The 18,058-nt window shown below is 57.1% G+C and carries 17 protein-coding genes; 4 read left to right on the forward strand and 13 right to left on the reverse strand.

The window, feature by feature from the left end:
* Positions 1-9: 9 nt before the first annotated feature.
* Complete coding sequence (locus tag BQ5353_RS03720; protein WP_071427337.1) at positions 10-1,425, reverse strand: MBOAT family O-acyltransferase; 1,416 nt, start codon at positions 1,423-1,425, stop codon at positions 10-12.
* A 370-nt stretch (positions 1,426-1,795) separates the two neighbouring features.
* Between BQ5353_RS03720 and BQ5353_RS03725 the strand changes: the two genes are divergently transcribed.
* Together BQ5353_RS03725 and BQ5353_RS03730 are read left to right on the forward strand one after the other, a co-directional pair.
* Positions 1,796-2,647 carry a DMT family transporter gene (locus tag BQ5353_RS03725; RefSeq protein WP_082398458.1) on the forward strand — a complete coding sequence of 284 codons (852 nt, stop codon included), beginning with the start codon at positions 1,796-1,798 and terminating at the stop codon, positions 2,645-2,647.
* Between the two features lie 49 nt (positions 2,648-2,696).
* A complete protein-coding gene (locus BQ5353_RS03730) occupies positions 2,697-3,044 on the forward strand; it encodes a coenzyme F420-0:L-glutamate ligase (RefSeq protein WP_071427338.1) in 348 nt (115 codons plus the stop codon).
* A gap of 68 nt (positions 3,045-3,112) precedes the next feature.
* On the opposite strand, the gene BQ5353_RS03735 is transcribed toward BQ5353_RS03730, so the two are convergent.
* A complete protein-coding gene (locus BQ5353_RS03735; protein WP_071427337.1) occupies positions 3,113-4,528 on the reverse strand; it encodes an MBOAT family O-acyltransferase in 1,416 nt (471 codons plus the stop codon).
* A 370-nt stretch (positions 4,529-4,898) separates the two neighbouring features.
* Between BQ5353_RS03735 and BQ5353_RS03740 the strand changes: the two genes are divergently transcribed.
* Positions 4,899-5,750, forward strand: coding sequence for a DMT family transporter (locus tag BQ5353_RS03740; RefSeq protein WP_082398458.1), 852 nt, complete (start codon positions 4,899-4,901; stop codon positions 5,748-5,750).
* A gap of 49 nt (positions 5,751-5,799) precedes the next feature.
* Complete coding sequence (locus tag BQ5353_RS03745) at positions 5,800-6,603, forward strand: coenzyme F420-0:L-glutamate ligase (protein WP_082398457.1); 804 nt, start codon at positions 5,800-5,802, stop codon at positions 6,601-6,603.
* Between the two features lie 56 nt (positions 6,604-6,659).
* On the opposite strand, the gene BQ5353_RS03750 is transcribed toward BQ5353_RS03745, so the two are convergent.
* The 11 genes from BQ5353_RS03750 to BQ5353_RS03800 all read right to left on the reverse strand — a co-directional run bounded on the left by BQ5353_RS03750 (position 6,660) and on the right by BQ5353_RS03800 (position 18,055).
* Positions 6,660-7,025: a VOC family protein gene (locus BQ5353_RS03750; protein ID WP_071427339.1), complete on the reverse strand. Its 366-nt coding sequence runs from the start codon at positions 7,023-7,025 to the stop codon at positions 6,660-6,662.
* A gap of 94 nt (positions 7,026-7,119) precedes the next feature.
* The gene (locus BQ5353_RS03755) at positions 7,120-8,448 is read right to left on the reverse strand and encodes a pyrimidine-nucleoside phosphorylase (RefSeq protein WP_071427340.1); all 1,329 of its coding nucleotides are present in this window, start codon (positions 8,446-8,448) and stop codon (positions 7,120-7,122) included.
* Positions 8,449-8,537: 89 nt separating this feature from the next.
* A complete protein-coding gene (locus BQ5353_RS03760; protein ID WP_071427341.1) occupies positions 8,538-9,467 on the reverse strand; it encodes an ABC transporter permease in 930 nt (309 codons plus the stop codon).
* Complete coding sequence (locus tag BQ5353_RS03765; protein WP_071427342.1) at positions 9,439-10,587, reverse strand: ABC transporter permease; 1,149 nt, start codon at positions 10,585-10,587, stop codon at positions 9,439-9,441. Before BQ5353_RS03765 ends, BQ5353_RS03760 begins: the two co-directional genes overlap by 29 nt.
* Entirely contained in the window at positions 10,587-12,083 is a 1,497-nt protein-coding gene (locus BQ5353_RS03770) for an ABC transporter ATP-binding protein (protein WP_071428407.1), read from the reverse strand. The genes BQ5353_RS03765 and BQ5353_RS03770 overlap by 1 nt, the downstream gene beginning before the upstream one ends.
* Before the next feature lie 215 nt (positions 12,084-12,298).
* On the reverse strand, positions 12,299-13,378 hold the full coding sequence (locus tag BQ5353_RS03775; RefSeq protein ID WP_054330707.1) for a BMP family lipoprotein: 1,080 nt from the start codon (positions 13,376-13,378) through the stop codon (positions 12,299-12,301).
* A 185-nt stretch (positions 13,379-13,563) separates the two neighbouring features.
* A complete protein-coding gene (locus BQ5353_RS03780) occupies positions 13,564-13,983 on the reverse strand; it encodes a cytidine deaminase (protein ID WP_054330706.1) in 420 nt (139 codons plus the stop codon).
* Between the two features lie 11 nt (positions 13,984-13,994).
* Positions 13,995-15,161, reverse strand: coding sequence for a phosphopentomutase (locus BQ5353_RS03785; protein WP_071427343.1), 1,167 nt, complete (start codon positions 15,159-15,161; stop codon positions 13,995-13,997).
* 19 nt (positions 15,162-15,180) lie between these two features.
* Positions 15,181-15,888, reverse strand: coding sequence for a purine-nucleoside phosphorylase (gene deoD, locus BQ5353_RS03790; RefSeq protein WP_083386385.1), 708 nt, complete (start codon positions 15,886-15,888; stop codon positions 15,181-15,183).
* 289 nt (positions 15,889-16,177) lie between these two features.
* On the reverse strand, positions 16,178-17,440 hold the full coding sequence (locus tag BQ5353_RS03795) for a putative glycoside hydrolase (protein WP_071427345.1): 1,263 nt from the start codon (positions 17,438-17,440) through the stop codon (positions 16,178-16,180).
* Positions 17,441-17,464: 24 nt separating this feature from the next.
* Positions 17,465-18,055: an Rnf-Nqr domain containing protein gene (locus BQ5353_RS03800; protein WP_071427346.1), complete on the reverse strand. Its 591-nt coding sequence runs from the start codon at positions 18,053-18,055 to the stop codon at positions 17,465-17,467.
* Positions 18,056-18,058 lie beyond the last annotated feature (3 nt).

Below are 18,058 nucleotides of genomic sequence, written 5' to 3' on the forward strand. Positions count from 1 at the left end.
TCTCCCTCCTTAAAAGCGGAAATACAGAAATGGGTTGTAGCTCTGCCCCGCCAGCTGGGCGATGCAGACGATGAGAAGAATGACATTCATCACCGGCTGCACATACAAGAGAATGTCCTGCTTGCGGCTTTCCAGCCTGGAGAAATACCGTTTAAACCACCGCACCAAGGGCAGGCAGAAGGCAATAGCCAATAGGAACCAGAAGATGTTGTTGAAGAAGAGAAGGCGGGTGGAAACATCCCCCAAGGGGTTGCCGGACAGGCCGAACATCACCCCTAAGTAGGCCCAGACCCGGCTCATGTCGGTGAAGTAGAAGAACACCCAGCCGGTGAGCATGACCACCAGGAAATACAGATGGGAAAACACCGCCGGCAGCCGGTCCAAGGCCCTGAGGAGGAATGCTTTCTCAATCATAATCAAGAAGCCGTAAAACAGGCCCCAAAGCACAAAGTTCCAGCTGGCCCCATGCCACAGGCCGGTTGCAAACCAGACAATGAAGGTATTGATGTAGGTGCGGGCCGCTCCATGGCGGCTGCCCCCTAAAGGGATATAGAGGTAATCCCGGAAAAAGCCCCCCAGAGACATGTGCCACCGGCGCCAAAACTCGGTGGCAGAGGTGGAGATGTAGGGGTAGTTGAAGTTTTCCGCATAGTGGAAGCCGAACATTCGCCCCAGGCCGATGGCCATGTCGGAGTAGCCGGAGAAGTCAAAGTAAATTTGCAGTGCAAACAGGATAATGCCATACCACGCCCCCGCCACCGACAGGGTGGAGAGGTCGCCATCCATAAACCGGCCCACTAAGCTGCCAGCGTAGTTGGCCACAATCACCTTTTTGGAAAGGCCCAAACAGAACCGGGTCAGCCCGTCGCTGAAATCGTGAATGGTCACCTTGCGGTCCTCAATCTCCGCGGCCACCTGGCTGTACCGGACAATAGGCCCAGCCACCAGCTGATGGTAGCAGGAGACAAACAAGAGGAACTTGCCAAAGCTCCGCTGGGCCTTGACCTCCCCCCGGTAGACGTCGATGACATAGGAGATGGTCTGGAAGGTATAAAAGGAAATGCCGATGGGCAAGGAGAATCCCGGCACCGGCAGGGATAGGCCCAGCAGCGAGTTGATGGTACTGACCAAAAAGCCGCTGTATTTGAAGATGCCCAAAAGGCCCAGGTTCAGCACCAAAGAGGAGATCACTGCCCGTTTGGCCTTGGGGGTGCCCCGGTATTTTTCCGCATACAGGCCGTGGAAGTAGTCGATGGCCGCAGAAAAGAGCAGGAGGGTGATCCACACCGGTTCGCCCCAGGCGTAGAAAAACAGGGAAAAAGCCACTAAAACCGCGTTTCGATAGGTGAGGCTCCGGGAAGAATAATAAAACGCCAAATTCAGCGGAAAAAACAAACAGAGGAAAAATAAGTTGGCAAAAACCATGATTGTCTCCTTTAATTGTACAGACTATCTATTATTATAGCCTAGTTTTGGTAGATCGCAAGGGAATTTCCAAGAATTTCGCCTTTCTCCCCCTTGTTTTCCCCCCAGACTCTGAAGGGTAAAATCCCCTTCCCTCCCACGGCGGCGGAAGGGAGGAGGTTTTGTGCCCAAACGGCCCTTTGCCCCGCATGATTCCGCCGGAAACCGGCAAATATAGGGATAGAACCGCCTTTGAGAACTTTTCTTTTCCTTTTATTCCTGCTTTCCTTGATTTACCTTCCAAATTGCGGTAAAATCACATAGGAAACTCCCTTTGCCTCCATCCGGTGCAAAGGGCATTGCCTATGGACTCAGAAAAGGAGTGTGCCCCTTGTCCCAAACCCAATCCCGCGGCATCTTCTACATGCTGGCTTGCGCCTTCTTGTGGAGCATCGGCGGGCTGTTTATCAAACTCATCGACTGGAACCCCTTTTTCATTGCCGGGGCGCGCAGCTTGATCGGCGCGGCGGTGCTGATGGTGTACATGAAGCTGGCCCATCTTTCTTTAAAAATCAACCGCCGGTCCATCGTCAGCGGCATCGCCCTGTGTTCGGTGTTTTTCTGCTATGTCACCGCCAACAAGCTGACTACTGCCGCCAACACGGTGGTTCTCCAATACACCAACCCGGTGTTTGTGGTGCTGCTCAGCTCCCTGTTCCTCCACCAGAAGTTCTCCCGCCGGGATCTCTTCTTGGTGGGCACCGTTTTCTTTGGAGTGGCCCTCTCCTTCCTGGACGGCATGGATGCCGGTGGATTTTTGGGCAATCTGCTGGCCCTTTTCAGCGGCTTCTTCCTGGCAGTGCTGTTCTTAAACTCCGCCCGGTGCGAAACCGCCAGCGACAGCATGAGCGGCATCTTGTTGGGACAGCTGTTTGCCGCCCTGTGCGGCGCACCTTTCCTATTTTTAGACCCTCCGGCCTTTACCACGACCTCGGTGGCCAGCATCCTCATCCTGGGGGTGTTCCAGCTGGGCCTTCCCTATGTGTTTTACGGGATCGCCAGCCGGACATGCTCCCCATTGATCTGTTCTGTGCTGGCCGGGGTGGAACCCCTGCTCAACCCGCTGTGGGTTTTTGTGGTCATGGGGGAGCGCCCCAGTGTCACCGCCCTCATCGGCTGCGGCATCGTTGTGGTCACCATCACCGTCTGGTGTGTGCAGAACGCCAAACTGGCACAATCTTAAATCCAATCAATAACCCGCTTGACCGCGGGATTCTGGAGGTTGAATCCCTATGAGTTACCTTGTCAACGACGGCAAACATGAAGTCATCACCGTGGATGGGGCCGATTACCGCCGGCTGTGCATCCGCACCCATGTCATCACCGATCAGGACAACATATTGGATGTTGTGGAAAAATATGTCACCCCCTCCCTCCAGCCGGGGGACATCATCTTCATCACCGAAAAAGCGGTGGCCTGTACCCAGCGCCGGGCTATCCCCATGAAGGATATCCACCCCCGCCCCCNCTTTTCAAACTCCGAAACAGTGGGCTTGGGCATCACGAGGGAAAGGACCCCAAACAGCCCCAGCAGGCCCACACACAGGCCGATGTTGAGGGCGGAGGCCAGGACCGGGTAATCCTCCGGTTCCTCCTGGGCGCGGCGCGCCCGGCGCTTGTGAGAAAAATGTGCCATGGCTCTCCCTCCTTAAAAGCGGAAATACAGAAATGGGTTGTAGCTCTGCCCCGCCAGCTGGGCGATGCAGACGATGAGAAGAATGACATTCATCACCGGCTGCACATACAAGAGAATGTCCTGCTTGCGGCTTTCCAGCCTGGAGAAATACCGTTTAAACCACCGCACCAAGGGCAGGCAGAAGGCAATAGCCAATAGGAACCAGAAGATGTTGTTGAAGAAGAGAAGGCGGGTGGAAACATCCCCCAAGGGGTTGCCGGACAGGCCGAACATCACCCCTAAGTAGGCCCAGACCCGGCTCATGTCGGTGAAGTAGAAGAACACCCAGCCGGTGAGCATGACCACCAGGAAATACAGATGGGAAAACACCGCCGGCAGCCGGTCCAAGGCCCTGAGGAGGAATGCTTTCTCAATCATAATCAAGAAGCCGTAAAACAGGCCCCAAAGCACAAAGTTCCAGCTGGCCCCATGCCACAGGCCGGTTGCAAACCAGACAATGAAGGTATTGATGTAGGTGCGGGCCGCTCCATGGCGGCTGCCCCCTAAAGGGATATAGAGGTAATCCCGGAAAAAGCCCCCCAGAGACATGTGCCACCGGCGCCAAAACTCGGTGGCAGAGGTGGAGATGTAGGGGTAGTTGAAGTTTTCCGCATAGTGGAAGCCGAACATTCGCCCCAGGCCGATGGCCATGTCGGAGTAGCCGGAGAAGTCAAAGTAAATTTGCAGTGCAAACAGGATAATGCCATACCACGCCCCCGCCACCGACAGGGTGGAGAGGTCGCCATCCATAAACCGGCCCACTAAGCTGCCAGCGTAGTTGGCCACAATCACCTTTTTGGAAAGGCCCAAACAGAACCGGGTCAGCCCGTCGCTGAAATCGTGAATGGTCACCTTGCGGTCCTCAATCTCCGCGGCCACCTGGCTGTACCGGACAATAGGCCCAGCCACCAGCTGATGGTAGCAGGAGACAAACAAGAGGAACTTGCCAAAGCTCCGCTGGGCCTTGACCTCCCCCCGGTAGACGTCGATGACATAGGAGATGGTCTGGAAGGTATAAAAGGAAATGCCGATGGGCAAGGAGAATCCCGGCACCGGCAGGGATAGGCCCAGCAGCGAGTTGATGGTACTGACCAAAAAGCCGCTGTATTTGAAGATGCCCAAAAGGCCCAGGTTCAGCACCAAAGAGGAGATCACTGCCCGTTTGGCCTTGGGGGTGCCCCGGTATTTTTCCGCATACAGGCCGTGGAAGTAGTCGATGGCCGCAGAAAAGAGCAGGAGGGTGATCCACACCGGTTCGCCCCAGGCGTAGAAAAACAGGGAAAAAGCCACTAAAACCGCGTTTCGATAGGTGAGGCTCCGGGAAGAATAATAAAACGCCAAATTCAGCGGAAAAAACAAACAGAGGAAAAATAAGTTGGCAAAAACCATGATTGTCTCCTTTAATTGTACAGACTATCTATTATTATAGCCTAGTTTTGGTAGATCGCAAGGGAATTTCCAAGAATTTCGCCTTTCTCCCCCTTGTTTTCCCCCCAGACTCTGAAGGGTAAAATCCCCTTCCCTCCCACGGCGGCGGAAGGGAGGAGGTTTTGTGCCCAAACGGCCCTTTGCCCCGCATGATTCCGCCGGAAACCGGCAAATATAGGGATAGAACCGCCTTTGAGAACTTTTCTTTTCCTTTTATTCCTGCTTTCCTTGATTTACCTTCCAAATTGCGGTAAAATCACATAGGAAACTCCCTTTGCCTCCATCCGGTGCAAAGGGCATTGCCTATGGACTCAGAAAAGGAGTGTGCCCCTTGTCCCAAACCCAATCCCGCGGCATCTTCTACATGCTGGCTTGCGCCTTCTTGTGGAGCATCGGCGGGCTGTTTATCAAACTCATCGACTGGAACCCCTTTTTCATTGCCGGGGCGCGCAGCTTGATCGGCGCGGCGGTGCTGATGGTGTACATGAAGCTGGCCCATCTTTCTTTAAAAATCAACCGCCGGTCCATCGTCAGCGGCATCGCCCTGTGTTCGGTGTTTTTCTGCTATGTCACCGCCAACAAGCTGACTACTGCCGCCAACACGGTGGTTCTCCAATACACCAACCCGGTGTTTGTGGTGCTGCTCAGCTCCCTGTTCCTCCACCAGAAGTTCTCCCGCCGGGATCTCTTCTTGGTGGGCACCGTTTTCTTTGGAGTGGCCCTCTCCTTCCTGGACGGCATGGATGCCGGTGGATTTTTGGGCAATCTGCTGGCCCTTTTCAGCGGCTTCTTCCTGGCAGTGCTGTTCTTAAACTCCGCCCGGTGCGAAACCGCCAGCGACAGCATGAGCGGCATCTTGTTGGGACAGCTGTTTGCCGCCCTGTGCGGCGCACCTTTCCTATTTTTAGACCCTCCGGCCTTTACCACGACCTCGGTGGCCAGCATCCTCATCCTGGGGGTGTTCCAGCTGGGCCTTCCCTATGTGTTTTACGGGATCGCCAGCCGGACATGCTCCCCATTGATCTGTTCTGTGCTGGCCGGGGTGGAACCCCTGCTCAACCCGCTGTGGGTTTTTGTGGTCATGGGGGAGCGCCCCAGTGTCACCGCCCTCATCGGCTGCGGCATCGTTGTGGTCACCATCACCGTCTGGTGTGTGCAGAACGCCAAACTGGCACAATCTTAAATCCAATCAATAACCCGCTTGACCGCGGGATTCTGGAGGTTGAATCCCTATGAGTTACCTTGTCAACGACGGCAAACATGAAGTCATCACCGTGGATGGGGCCGATTACCGCCGGCTGTGCATCCGCACCCATGTCATCACCGATCAGGACAACATATTGGATGTTGTGGAAAAATATGTCACCCCCTCCCTCCAGCCGGGGGACATCATCTTCATCACCGAAAAAGCGGTGGCCTGTACCCAGCGCCGGGCTATCCCCATGAAGGATATCCACCCCCGCCCCCTGGCCAAATTCCTCTGCAAATTTGTGCTGAAAACCCCCTATGGCATCGGCCTTGGCATCCCAGAGACCATGGAGATGGCCCTCCAGGAGTGCGGCACCATCCGCATCCTATTCGCTGCGGCGGTATCCGCTGTGGGCAAGCTGTTCGGCATCCGGGGCTGGTTCTACAAAGTAGCTGGGTACAAAGCCCGCTCCATCGACGGCCCCTGTGACTACACGCTGCCCCCTTACAACGAGTATGTGGTGCTGGGCCCCGCCGACCCAGACAAAGTGGCCAAGGAAATCAGCGACCGGATGGGTGCGCCAGTGGCCATCACCGATATCAACGACCTGGAGGGGCAGATTTTGGGCACCTCCTCGCCGGACATGGACCGGGATTGGCTCTGCAAGATTCTGAAGGACAACCCCCTGGGCCAGTCCACCCAGCAGACCCCTATGGGCTTGATCCGCAAGGTGGTGGAGGCTGCCGCCCCACAGGAAGCCCAGAATCCCGAGACCCCTTCTGTAGAAGAGGAGTCCCAGGAAATCCCCGATGGCATGCCCGCCCCTGCGGAGGGCTCCGCCGAATAATGCAAAAACAAAAGGCATCCTGCCCCTATGGGAGCGGGATGCCTCTTTTATTGGCCCTATTTCCGGCAGAGGCAGAAGGGATGCCCCGAAGGGTCCAGCAGGGTGACAAAGTCCTCCCCCCCAAACTGAGCCCCCGCCTTTACAGCGCCCAGGGACAAGGCCCTCTCCACTGCCTGGGGAAGGTCTTCCACCTGGAAGTCAAAGTGCATCTGTTTTTGCTGCTTCCCCTCTTCTTCCGGCCAGATGGGGCGGGTATACCCTTCCAGCTGCTGGAACAAAAACACCACGCCGCCGCTTCGCACTGCGGGATGTCCATAGAGTTCGCACCTCTCCCACCCCAGCAACGAGGCATAGAATTCCCGCAGGCTTTGCTCGTCGCCGCAGTCCACCATGACATTCCCCAAAACAACTTCTGCCGCCATATTCGGCCCCCTCTCCAAAGAAACTGCTTCCGACTGGATGGCGCAGCAACCCTCGGAAAATTGTCATATCTTGATTTAATTCTACAAATAGTATTTACTCTTCGTACCGTGTGACACCGGAGCCATCCACCTTCGCGTGGATCAGAGGAGGCACTACCGGTTTTTCCCTCCCGACGGAGAGCGCCGCCAACAAGGTTTTTTCTGCCTCCCGCGCCTTCTTCCCATCGCCGGTGAGAAGGAGGGCTAAGGGCTCCCCTTCCTCCACCCGGTCGCCGATATTTTTGTAGAGAAGGATGCCGGCGCTGTGGTCGATGGGGGCGTCTTTGACCTCCCGGCCAGCCCCCAGCATCACTGAGGCAATGCCCACCTGCTGGGTGTTGATGTGGGTGATGTACCCACCCTTAGTGCAGCGGACCTCATACTCCACTGCCGCCCTGGGGAATTGTTCCGGATGGTCGATGTAGCTGGGGTCTCCCCCTTGGGCCTGTACCATCTCCCGCAATTTTTCAAGCGCCCGGCCAGAGGACACCGCCTCTTTTACAAGCTCTACGCAGTCCTCATGGCCCCCCTTGCCCGCCAGCTCCAGAAGGCCAGCGGCCAGCTGGGTGCAGACCTGGGTCAAGTCGGCGGGGCCCATCCCTTGCAAGGTGTGGATGGCCTCCACCACCTCCAGGGAGTTGCCCACCGCGTGGCCCAAAGGACGGTCCATGTCGGTGATCAGCGCAGCGGTGGTGCGGCCCACGTGGCTGCCGATCTCCACCATAATCTTGGCCAGGTCGATAGAATCCTCCACCGTCTTCATAAACGCCCCCGAGCCGGTCTTCACATCCAGGAGGATGCAGTCGGCCCCGGCGGCGATCTTCTTGCTCATGATGCTGGCCGCAATGAGGGGCTTGCTCTCCACCGTGGCGGTGACATCCCGCAGGGCGTAGAGCTTTTTGTCCGCGGGGGCCAGGTTGCCGGACTGGCCTACCACACAGACCCCCACCTGGTTGACAATGCGGGTGAACTCCCCCTGATCCATGCTGGTGCGAAGGCCGGGGATGGATTCCATCTTGTCCACGGTGCCGCCGGTGTGGCCCAGGCCCCGGCCGGACATCTTGGCCACTGGCACCCCGCAGGAGGCTACAATGGGGGCGATGACCAGGGTGGTCTTATCCCCCACCCCACCGGTGGAGTGTTTATCCACCTTGACCCCCTGGATGGAGGAGAGGTCCACCACGTCTCCGGAGTGGGCCATGGCGTCGGTGAGGATTGCCGTCTCCTTTGGGTTGAGGCCTCGGAAGTAGATTGCCATCATCATTGCAGCCAGCTGGTAGTCGGGGATGGAGCCATCCACCACCCCGTCCACCAAAAAACGGATCTCCGTCTCAGTCAGTATACCACCATCCCGTTTCTTCTGGATGAGATCGTACATGCGCATGCAAAACACCTCCCAAAAAGTGAAGCAATGAGGATGCCGCCGGGGAGCCAGTGAGGCTCCCCGGCGGCCTTTTTCGCGTTTCAAATTCCCTACCGGACACCCTTTTCATAGGGGGTGCCGCTGGCTTTTGGCGCCGCCGAACGTCCCACAAACAACACCAGGACCACAATGGTCAGCACATAGGGCAACATGGACAGCAGCTGGGGCGGGATGTTGACCGTCCCGCCGCCCAAAAGCACCACCAATGCCTGGGCGAAGCCAAAAAGCAGGCAGGCCAGCACCGACCCCTGGGGGGTCCATTTGCCGAAGATCACCGCCGCCAAGGCGATAAATCCGTGGCCGCTGATCACGGTGGGGGAAAAGATGGAAACCACCGCTAAGCTTTGTGCCGCACCGCCGAACCCGGCCAACACGCCGGAGAGGATCACCGCAATGTACCGGATGCGGTAGACGTTGATGCCCAGGGTATCCGCCGCCGCGGGGTGTTCCCCCACTGCACGGATGCGCAGGCCCCATTTGGTCTTGTACAGGATAAACCACAAAAGGACCGCAATACCCATAGCAAGAAGGACGGTGATGTCCACATTTAAGTTTCGCAGGATTTGGTTCTCTGTATCCCCCAAAAGCCAGGTAAAGGCTTTGGGCATCTTATTGGGCACCGGCTTGGTCATAGTCGCCCCATCGAAGAAGATGCGGGAGAGGAAGAGGGCCGCGCCCAAGCCGATAAAATTGAGGGCCACGCCGGAGATCGTCTGGTTGGCCCGGAAGCTGACGCAGGCGATGGCGTGGAAGAGGGCCAAAAACCCGCCGGCCAACCCAGCGCACAAGAACCCCAGCCAAGGGTTTTGGGAGAAATAACCCACCGCCGCGCCGGTGAAGGCGCCGATGACCATCATCCCCTCCAGGCCGATGTTGACCACGCCGGAGCGCTCGGACAACACGCCGCCCAAGGAGGTGAAGATCAGCGGGGCGGAGTACATCAGTGTGATGTTAATTGCCAGAGTCAGTGTGAGAAGCATGGCGTTTTCCCCCTCTCTTTGCCAGTTTGTCCGCCAGGACGCGGAACATGGTGGACATCGCAATGAAGAACACAATGGTGCCGATCACAATGTTGATGACCTCGCTGGGAGCCCCGGTGGTGGACTGGATCGCCGAACCACCGTATTTCAACCCGCCAAACAAAAGCCCGGAGAAGATGCACCCGATGGGGGAACTGTTGGCGATCAGCGCCACCGAGATGCCGTCGAAGCCATAGCCCTCCTGGGCCGCCAGCATGCTGATGCGGTGAGGCATGACGCCGGTCATCTGCAAGGCCCCTGCCAGGCCCGCTAAGGCCCCGGCAATAAACATGGAGTGCATGATGTTCCGATTGACGTTGATCCCGGCGAACCGGGCCGCGTCGCTGTTGAAGCCCACCGACCGCAGTTCAAATCCCTTACAGGTGCGGTTGAGGACGAACCAGACCAGCAACGCCGCCAAAATGGCGAATAAAATCCCGTAGTTGAGGTCGGTTTTTAACACCACATCCGCCAAGGTGGGGTTGGCCAAAAGAGCCTGCCGCCCCTCCTCAGTGGCCTTGTAGTTGCCCAGCACCATGGACCAGGCGGAGCGCTGCACCTCGTAGGAAGCTTCCGCTCCCGGTTTTTTCAGCCAGGGCATCTGGATCATAAAATTGTTGAAGTACAAGGCGATCCAGTTGAGCATGATGCAGGTGATGACCTCGTTGATGCCGAATTTAGCCTTGAGGAAGCCGGCAAAGCACCCCCACAGCCCAGCGGCCACCATGGCGGCCAGAACCACCGCCAAAAAATGGAGAACCGGAGGGAGGCTCAGCTTGGCGCCAACCAGAACGGCGGCCACGCTGCCGATGATGTACTGGCCCTCTGCCCCAATGTTGAAGAGGCCGGTTTTAAAGGCGAACGCCACCGACAGGCCGGTGAGGATAAGGGGGGTGGATTTGATCACCACCTGGGCCATGTATTTGGGCTTGGAAAAGATGCCCCGAAACATGGCGGCATAGGCCTCAAGGGGGTTATACCCCGCCACTGAGAGAACCACAGCCCCCACTACAAACCCCAGAACAATGGAGATGACGATGGAGGTCAGGGGTTTTTTCAGCCATTTCTGCACAGTGTCCATCACTTTCCACCTCCTGCCATTTTCAGCCCGATTTCGTTTTCATCTGCTCCTTTGGCGTCAATGACATCCACAATGGAGCCGTCATAGATGATGGCGATGCGGTCGGAGAGGTCGATGACCTCATCCAGCTCCAGGGAGATGAGCAGCACCGCTTTGCCTTTGTCCCTCTGTTCCACCAACGACCGGTGGACATACTCGATGGCGCCCACGTCCAGGCCCCGGGTGGGCTGTACTGCGATGAGTAGGTCAGGGTCGTTGGTCACCTCCCGGCCAATGATCACCTTCTGCTGGTTGCCGCCGGAAAGGCCGCGGGCCAATTGCCCTTCACAGCCGGTGGGCCGCACATCGAACTTTTCAATCAGCTCCTTAGCGAATTTGTTGATCGCGCCCAGTTGGAGCACCCCTTTTTTGGAAAAGGGCGCCTTGTGGTAATTTTCCAGCACCATATTCTCCGCCACAGTGAAATCCAGCACCAAACCGTGTTTGTGACGGTCTTCGGGGATGGTGGAAATCTTGTGGTTGATGGTGTTCAGGGGGGTGGTGTTCTGAATCTCCTGCCCCAGAATGGAAATGGTACCGCCCTTGGCTTTCACCAGGTTGGTAATGGCCTCCACCAGTTCTTTCTGGCCATTTCCATCGATGCCAGCCACGCCCAGAATTTCCCCCCGGCGCACCGAGAGGGATAGGTTTTTAACCTTGTCGATCCCCCGGCTGTCGGAGACAGTCAGCCCTTCTATCCGGAAGATTTCCTCCCCCGGGTGGGCCTCCCCTTTTTCAATGTGCAGGTTGACTGCCCGGCCCACCATTTTGGAGGCCAGTTCCTCCTCGGTGGTATCGGACACTTTCACCGTGTCGATATACTGCCCCCGGCGGATGATGGTGCACCAATCGGAGGACTGCTTGATCTCCCCCAGCTTGTGGGTGATGATGATGATGGTTTTCCCATCTGCCACCAGCTTGTGCATAATCTCAATCAGCTCGTGGATCTCCTGGGGGGTGAGGACGGCGGTGGGCTCATCCAAAATAAGGATGTCCACCCCGCGGTAGAGGGCCTTGAGGATCTCCACCCTCTGCTGCATCCCCACCGAAATGTCCTCTATTTTCTCGTCAGGGTCCACCAAGAGGCCGTATTTCTCGCTCAGTTCCAAAATCTCCTGCCGGACCGCCTTGGTGTCAATGGTGCCCAAAGCACCGGTTTTCTCACTGCCCAGGATGATGTTCTGGGCTACGGTAAAGGGTTCCACCAACATAAAGTGCTGGTGTACCATGCCGATGCCCAGCTCAATTGCTTTGTTAGGACTGGTGATCTGCGCCGGTTTTCCGTTGATGAGGATTTCGCCCTCCTCCGCCTGGTAAAGGCCGTATAACACATTCATCAAGGTGGATTTACCCGCTCCATTTTCCCCCAACAGGGCGTGGACGGTGCCTTTTTGAACCTCCAAATCCACCTGGTCAAGGGCGCAGAACGAGCCGAAGTATTTTGAGATGCCTTTCATCTGTACCGCATAACGGTTCGCATCCTGCTCCAAATTGATTCCTCCTCCTATTCCGGCAAAAGCCGGAAGAATTTCCCCGTATTCTGTATTCAGTATACCTGATCTTGCGGCAAAAATCTATTGCTTTTGATGAAATTCCTGTTGGAAAGGATGACCAAGCACACAAAAAGGCAGGGGACCCACCGGCCCCCTGCCTTTGTTTTTGAAACGTGAAATTATTTGGCCAAGGATTCGATAAACGCGTTGAAGGTATCCTCGCTGTAGGGAGGAACGATCTCTTCGGAGACGATCTTCTCCTCCAGGACAATGGTGTCGGCCAAAACATCCTCAGGAACATTCTTTTCAGAGGTGGGAGCGATGCCTGCACAACCCTCTTTGATGCCGAACACCAGGGTCTGGCCGCCCAGATCCTTGCCGTCGATCATGTCCTGGATGACGATATTCATGGCTTTGCCCACCATCTTCATGGCGGAAGTCAGCACGTTGTCAGGAGCCAGATGGTTCTGATCCTGGTCGACGCCGATGACCCATTTGTCGTTCTCTTTGGCGGCTTCGATAACGCCGACGCCGACGTTGCCCGCCGCGTGGAAGACGATGTCACAGCCCTCAGCATACATCTTCTGGGCGATGGATTTGCCAAGGCCAGAATCGCCGAAGCTGTTGGCATACTGCACATCAACGGCAATCTCTTTATCCAGCTCTTTTGCCGCATAGGCGACGCCGGCGCGGAAACCGTACTCGAACTGGTCGATGGTCTCGCTCTTCATGCCGCCCACAAAGCCGACTTTGTCAGTCTCGGTGACCTTACCGGCGATGTAGCCAACCAGGAAGGAAGGCTCCTGCGCACGGAACAGAACGCCGATGGTGTTTTTGGGGGCATCCGCACCGAAGTCGGAATCCACCAGGGCATACATAGTTTCGGGGTTCTTGGCCGCCGCATCCATAACAGCGCTCTGCAGCATAAAGCCAACGCCCCAGATCAGGTCGTGACCTTCATCGGAGAGGATTTCCAGGTTGGGGCCGTACTCTGCTTCCTGTTTGGATTCGATATACTTGACCTCGATCCCCATGTCCTTCTGAGCGGTCTGCAGGCCTTCCCAGGCGGACTGGTTGAAGGACTGGTCGTTTACGCCGCCCACGTCGGTGACCATGGCAGAGGAGAATTTGACTTCCTCGCCGCCCTCGGGGGTGCTGGAAGACTCGCTGCCAGTGGAGGAAGAATTCCCACCGCCGCCGCAGCCTGCCACCGTCAGCACCATGGCCGACGCCATCAGGATTGCAAGTAACTTTTTCATTTTCCGTTTACCTCCATTTGTTTGGAATGGTTTTCACGTCTCACGACTATTACCAATATACCCTATCCCAGGAATCTTTGCAAGAAAGTTACAGGATTTTTACTAAAATTTAACCGTTTGTCATTTTAAAAATCTATCCAAAATCCTTATTGCATCAATGAAATTTATAGGGAATTGGGACGAATTCAACGCCCCATATCCTCCTCTGCAAAGGAAAAAGGCAGCAATTCTGCCAGGGTGTGGACCTGAAAATCCTCCACATCCCTGCATAATATTACCTGCATGTCACCTTTGTCAAACTCCCGCAGCACCTGCCGGCACACCCCGCAGGGGGACACATACCGGGAGAGAGGGGCCTTCTCCCCCACCGGGCCGGCAGCTATGGCGATGGCCAAAAACTCCCGCTCCCCTTCCGAGACCGCCTTGAACACCGCTGTGCGCTCAGCACAGTTGGAGGGGGTATAGGAGGCGGATTCCACATTGCAGCCGGTATACACCTTGCCGGATTTGGTTAAAAGGGCGGCACCCACCGCAAACCCGGAATAGGGCACATAGGCAAATTCCCGGGCTGCCAGGGCTGCTTCAATCAAAGGCTGGTACTCCATTTTCATCCCCCTTACCGCAGCACTTGGGGCAGAAAGGAGGTCCCGTCGGTCTCCCCCTGTGCCCCCAGATAGTCGAGTACTGTCGCGGCGATATCCGCAAAGGTGGGCCGGGTGCCCAAGTTTACCCCGGCTTTGATCCGGTCGCCGAAGATCACCATGGGGGTGTATTCCCGGCTGTGGTCGGTGCTGGGTGTGGAGGGGTCACAGCCGTGGTCAGCGGTGAGGATGACTACATCCCCCTCCCGGAGTTTCCCCATCAGGCGGGCCAGATCCCGGTCAAAGGCAGTGGCCGCAGCGGCGTAACCATCCACATTGTTGCGGTGGCCGTAGACCATGTCAAAATCTACCAGGTTGACAAAGCAGAGGCCCTCGAAGTCCTCCCCTGCCAAGGCGATAGCCTGTTCCATGCCGTCGGCGTTGTCTTTGGTGCGGGTGAACCGGGAAATCCCCTTCCCGGCAAAGATGTCGTAAATTTTACCCACCCCGATGGTCTCCTTGCCCGCCCGGCGCAGATGGTCCAGCATGGTGTCCCGGGGGGGCATCAGGGAAAAGTCGTGGCGGTTGCTGGTCCGCTTGTAGTCGGGGTATTGCCCCACAAACGGACGTGCAATGACCCGGCCCACCCCGTGCTCCCCTTGGAGGAGTTCCCGGGCGATTTCACAATCCCGGTAGAGCTCTTCCAGAGGGACGACCTCCTCATGGGCGGCAATCTGGAACACGCTGTCTGCTGAAGTGTAGACGATGAGGGACCCGGTCTTCTCGTGTTCCCGCCCGTAGTCCAGGATCAATTGGGTGCCGGAGTAAGGCTTGTTGCAGAGGGTCCCTCGGCCAGTGCGCCGCTCAAACTCTTCGATGACCTCCAAGGGGAAGCCGTCGGGGTAGGTGGGCAGCGGCCGGGGCGAGACCATCCCGGCGATCTCCCAGTGGCCGATGGTGGTGTCCTTGCCCTTGCTTTTTTCTGCCATCCGGGCATAGGAGCCGGTGGGGGCGGGCTCTTTTTCTCCACAAGTTACCCCATCAATGTTGAAAAAGCCCAGCTTTTTCAGGTTGGGAGTGTCAAATTCCGGGGAAGCGGCAATGGCCGCCAGGGTGTTGCTCCCGGCGTCACCATACTCCGCCGCATCGGGTAGCTCGCCGATGCCAAAGCTGTCCAGCACAATTAAAAACAGCCGTTTCATATTGGTTTCTTCCTTTCGGTTATTCCGCTATTTCCAAAGCGATCTCCATCATCTGGGTGAAGGTGTTCTGCCGCTCCTCGGCGGTGGTCTCCTCCCCAGTGAAGGGGCAGTCGGAGATGGTCAGCAGGGTCAGCGCATTCTTGCCCGCCCGGGCGGCGTTCATGTAGAGGCCGGCGGATTCCATCTCCACCGCCAGTACTCCCATCTTCTGCCATTTCAGGAGAGGAGCGGACTCGTCGTAAAAGATGTCGCTGGACAGCACGTTGCCCACCTTGACCGGCAGGTTCCGGGCACGGGCGGCATTTACCGCCTTCTCCACCAGGGAATAGCTGGCAATGGGGGCATAGGTGCCCGGCAGCTCATACTGGGCGGCATAGTTGGAGTTGGTGCAGGCCCCCATGGCAATGACCAGGTCCCGCATTTTCAAGCTGGGGTCGATGGCGCCGGCGGAGCCCACCCGGATGATGTTCTCGACCCCGTAGAAGTTGTACAGCTCATGGGAGTAGATGCCGATGGAGGGCACCCCCATGCCGCTGCCCTGGACTGAGACCCGCTTGCCTTTGTAATACCCGGTGTATCCGTACATCCCCCGGACGGTGTTGTAGCAGACCGGATCGGTCAAAAAGGTCTCCGCGATAAATTTGGCCCGCAGGGGGTCGCCGGGCATGAGGACAGTGGATGCGATGTCACCGGCTTTCGCCGCGTTGTGCGGGGTTGGAACTGCCATGATAAATACCTCCTATCAATCAATGCCATTGTTCGTATAGATTCTCTTTCTAACTTTAATATACCACAAAATCTTCATAAACTGTAAGAATTGCGGTGCGGCCCCTCAAAATTGCGTTGCCGCTGTGTGGCAAAAAGCAATTTTCTTCCCCAATAATTGCTTTGCGATTATTGTATCACAGCTGTTGTGGCAGGTCAAAAGCTTTCCCCGGCGTCCCTCATTTTCATCTTCTAAACCAAGGTGCCGGGGCATAAAAAGGCCGGGGGTTTTGCCGCCCCCGGCCGCTGCGCTATTTTAAATCGTAGGTTCCCTCTGGGTCGTATAGGATATAGCTGTTGAGCCCATTGTCCCGCAAAGCCCGCAACTGCTCCTCTACCTGGGCCCGGCCATAGGGTTCGCCGGCCAGCCAGGAGGCGGTGTAATCCTGTAGGATGGCGATAGTCCCCGCCTGAGGCCCTATGTGCTCCAAGAGGAAATTGACGATCTCATAGGGCTTTTGCACCGGGTTTTCGATCCGCTCCTCCCCCAGCTGGAACCAAGCGCCCAGCATGGCGGGGGACAGGTCGATGACCCCACGGTCCCGGATCAGCGCTGCCGGGTCCTCCCCGTAAGCGTCGCCGGTGAGCATGGTGCCGGAGAACACCTGGACCAGCACCCGGCAATCGCGGCCTGCTAGCCGTTCGCTCACCCGGTCAGCAAACTGGGTGAGCACCTCCTGCCGGCTTCTGCCGCCGGTGTCCCCATAGGTGGCCAACTCCAAGCTGTAGCCGGTGGGGAACTGGACCGAATCCAGGATGATGATCTCAAATCCCTTTTCCGCCGCTTCATAAGCGATGTCGGAGATATAGTTTTGGGCATCCAGGCTATAAGGGTTGAGCCAGGGCTTCCCCCCGTTCTGCAGGGAATTGTCAATCCAGTTGGTCTGGGTGCCCTGGTATTTCACCGCGCTGTCCGCCATGGAGCGGGGGGCGGTCTTGTCTTGGAAAGCGGACACCCGGCCGATGGGGGTATAGCCCCGGTCCTTGAGCTTTTTCACCAGCCAGGCCGCATCCACAGCCTGTTCCGATTGGGCGCCGTTTGCCGCCACCTGTTCCAAGCTGCTTTGGTAATGGACCACGCCATTGGCATCCTTCAAATCCACCAGTACTGCGTTGATATCCGACCCCTGGAGGCTGTCCAAAAACCGGTCTGCGAGCAGGTCGCTCTGCTGGTAGGCGGCGGGCATATACACCCCACGGATCTCCCCCAGCACCGTCACTGGGGGATGGTTTTCCTCTGGCTGGGAGGAGCTCCCCTCTTCCGGCTGGGATTCCTGGGGCAAGGGTTCCGGGGTTTCCGGAGCGCTCTGAGACTGGGTAGGCTGTTGGGAAGGCTCCAGCGTAAGCCCCATGATAAAATTGTATACAGGGGTGTACAAAAGCCAACCCAACCCGGCTACTACCGCCAACAGGACGACCACCAATGCCGTCTCCGGCAGGGTTGCCCTCCGATTGCGGCCGCGGCCGCTCCAGTTGATTTTTTGATGCCGTTTGATCTTCTGGGGTTTTGCCATGGAACCTTCCACCTCCAGTCTTGGTTATGCGGGGAGCTGATGGCCAATCAGCCCGTAGATGGACAGGCTGATGATGCCGATATACACCAGAAGGATGGGCAGCCCTCTAAACACTTTGGGAATGTCCATCATCTGGAATTGTTCTTGGGCGATGTAGAGAAGCAGGAGGGCGCCGGTGTACCCGATGCCGGAACCCAAGCCAAAGCCGATCCAACCGCCCAGGCTGTACCGCTCAGAGGCAGCCACCAGGAGAGCCCCAAAAGCCGCGCTGTTGAAGGCTGCGCGGGAGAGTTCCCCCTGATATTGGGCGAGGAGACCCGGCGCCTTTTTGGCGAGTCCGGCATAGCTTCCAAAATAGAGTATGCAGATACAGAGCAAAAATGCGATGCTTCTTACATACAGGGGCAGCCCGAAGGGTTTTAGCAGGGTGTCCACCGCCCAGCACAACACGCTGGATAAGGTGGTGATGCCGGTGACCAGCGCCCCGAACACCACCAAATCCTGGGGGGCGGACTCCCCCAGATGGAACGGCCCCAAACCGCGGGCAAAGACCACGTTTTCCAGGGCAATGGCCGTCAGCGCGGCCACAAAAAAATCAGCGAGCAGTTGCAACATGGC

The organism is Merdimmobilis hominis, assembly GCF_900104615.1.
Lineage (GTDB): Bacteria > Bacillota > Clostridia > Oscillospirales > Ruminococcaceae > Merdimmobilis > Merdimmobilis hominis.

Excerpts from the sequence above, each read along its gene's own strand:
- BQ5353_RS03755 (WP_071427340.1), bottom strand. The coding sequence starts at position 8,448 with ATGCGCATGTACGATCTCATCCAGAAGAAACGGGATGGTGGTATACTG.
- BQ5353_RS03750 (WP_071427339.1), bottom strand. The coding sequence starts at position 7,025 with ATGGCGGCAGAAGTTGTTTTGGGGAATGTCATGGTGGACTGCGGCGAC.
- BQ5353_RS03735 (WP_071427337.1), bottom strand. The coding sequence starts at position 4,528 with ATGGTTTTTGCCAACTTATTTTTCCTCTGTTTGTTTTTTCCGCTGAAT.
- BQ5353_RS03770 (WP_071428407.1), bottom strand. The coding sequence starts at position 12,083 with ATGAAAGGCATCTCAAAATACTTCGGCTCGTTCTGCGCCCTTGACCAG.
- BQ5353_RS03785 (WP_071427343.1), bottom strand. The coding sequence starts at position 15,161 with ATGAAACGGCTGTTTTTAATTGTGCTGGACAGCTTTGGCATCGGCGAG.
- BQ5353_RS03765 (WP_071427342.1), bottom strand. The coding sequence starts at position 10,587 with ATGGACACTGTGCAGAAATGGCTGAAAAAACCCCTGACCTCCATCGTC.
- BQ5353_RS03775 (WP_054330707.1), bottom strand. The coding sequence starts at position 13,378 with ATGAAAAAGTTACTTGCAATCCTGATGGCGTCGGCCATGGTGCTGACG.
- BQ5353_RS03800 (WP_071427346.1), bottom strand. The coding sequence starts at position 18,055 with ATGTTGCAACTGCTCGCTGATTTTTTTGTGGCCGCGCTGACGGCCATT.
- BQ5353_RS03760 (WP_071427341.1), bottom strand. The coding sequence starts at position 9,467 with ATGCTTCTCACACTGACTCTGGCAATTAACATCACACTGATGTACTCC.
- deoD (WP_083386385.1), bottom strand. The coding sequence starts at position 15,888 with ATGGCAGTTCCAACCCCGCACAACGCGGCGAAAGCCGGTGACATCGCA.
- BQ5353_RS03780 (WP_054330706.1), bottom strand. The coding sequence starts at position 13,983 with ATGGAGTACCAGCCTTTGATTGAAGCAGCCCTGGCAGCCCGGGAATTT.
- BQ5353_RS03745 (WP_082398457.1), top strand. The coding sequence starts at position 5,800 with ATGAGTTACCTTGTCAACGACGGCAAACATGAAGTCATCACCGTGGAT.
- BQ5353_RS03795 (WP_071427345.1), bottom strand. The coding sequence starts at position 17,440 with ATGGCAAAACCCCAGAAGATCAAACGGCATCAAAAAATCAACTGGAGC.
- BQ5353_RS03720 (WP_071427337.1), bottom strand. The coding sequence starts at position 1,425 with ATGGTTTTTGCCAACTTATTTTTCCTCTGTTTGTTTTTTCCGCTGAAT.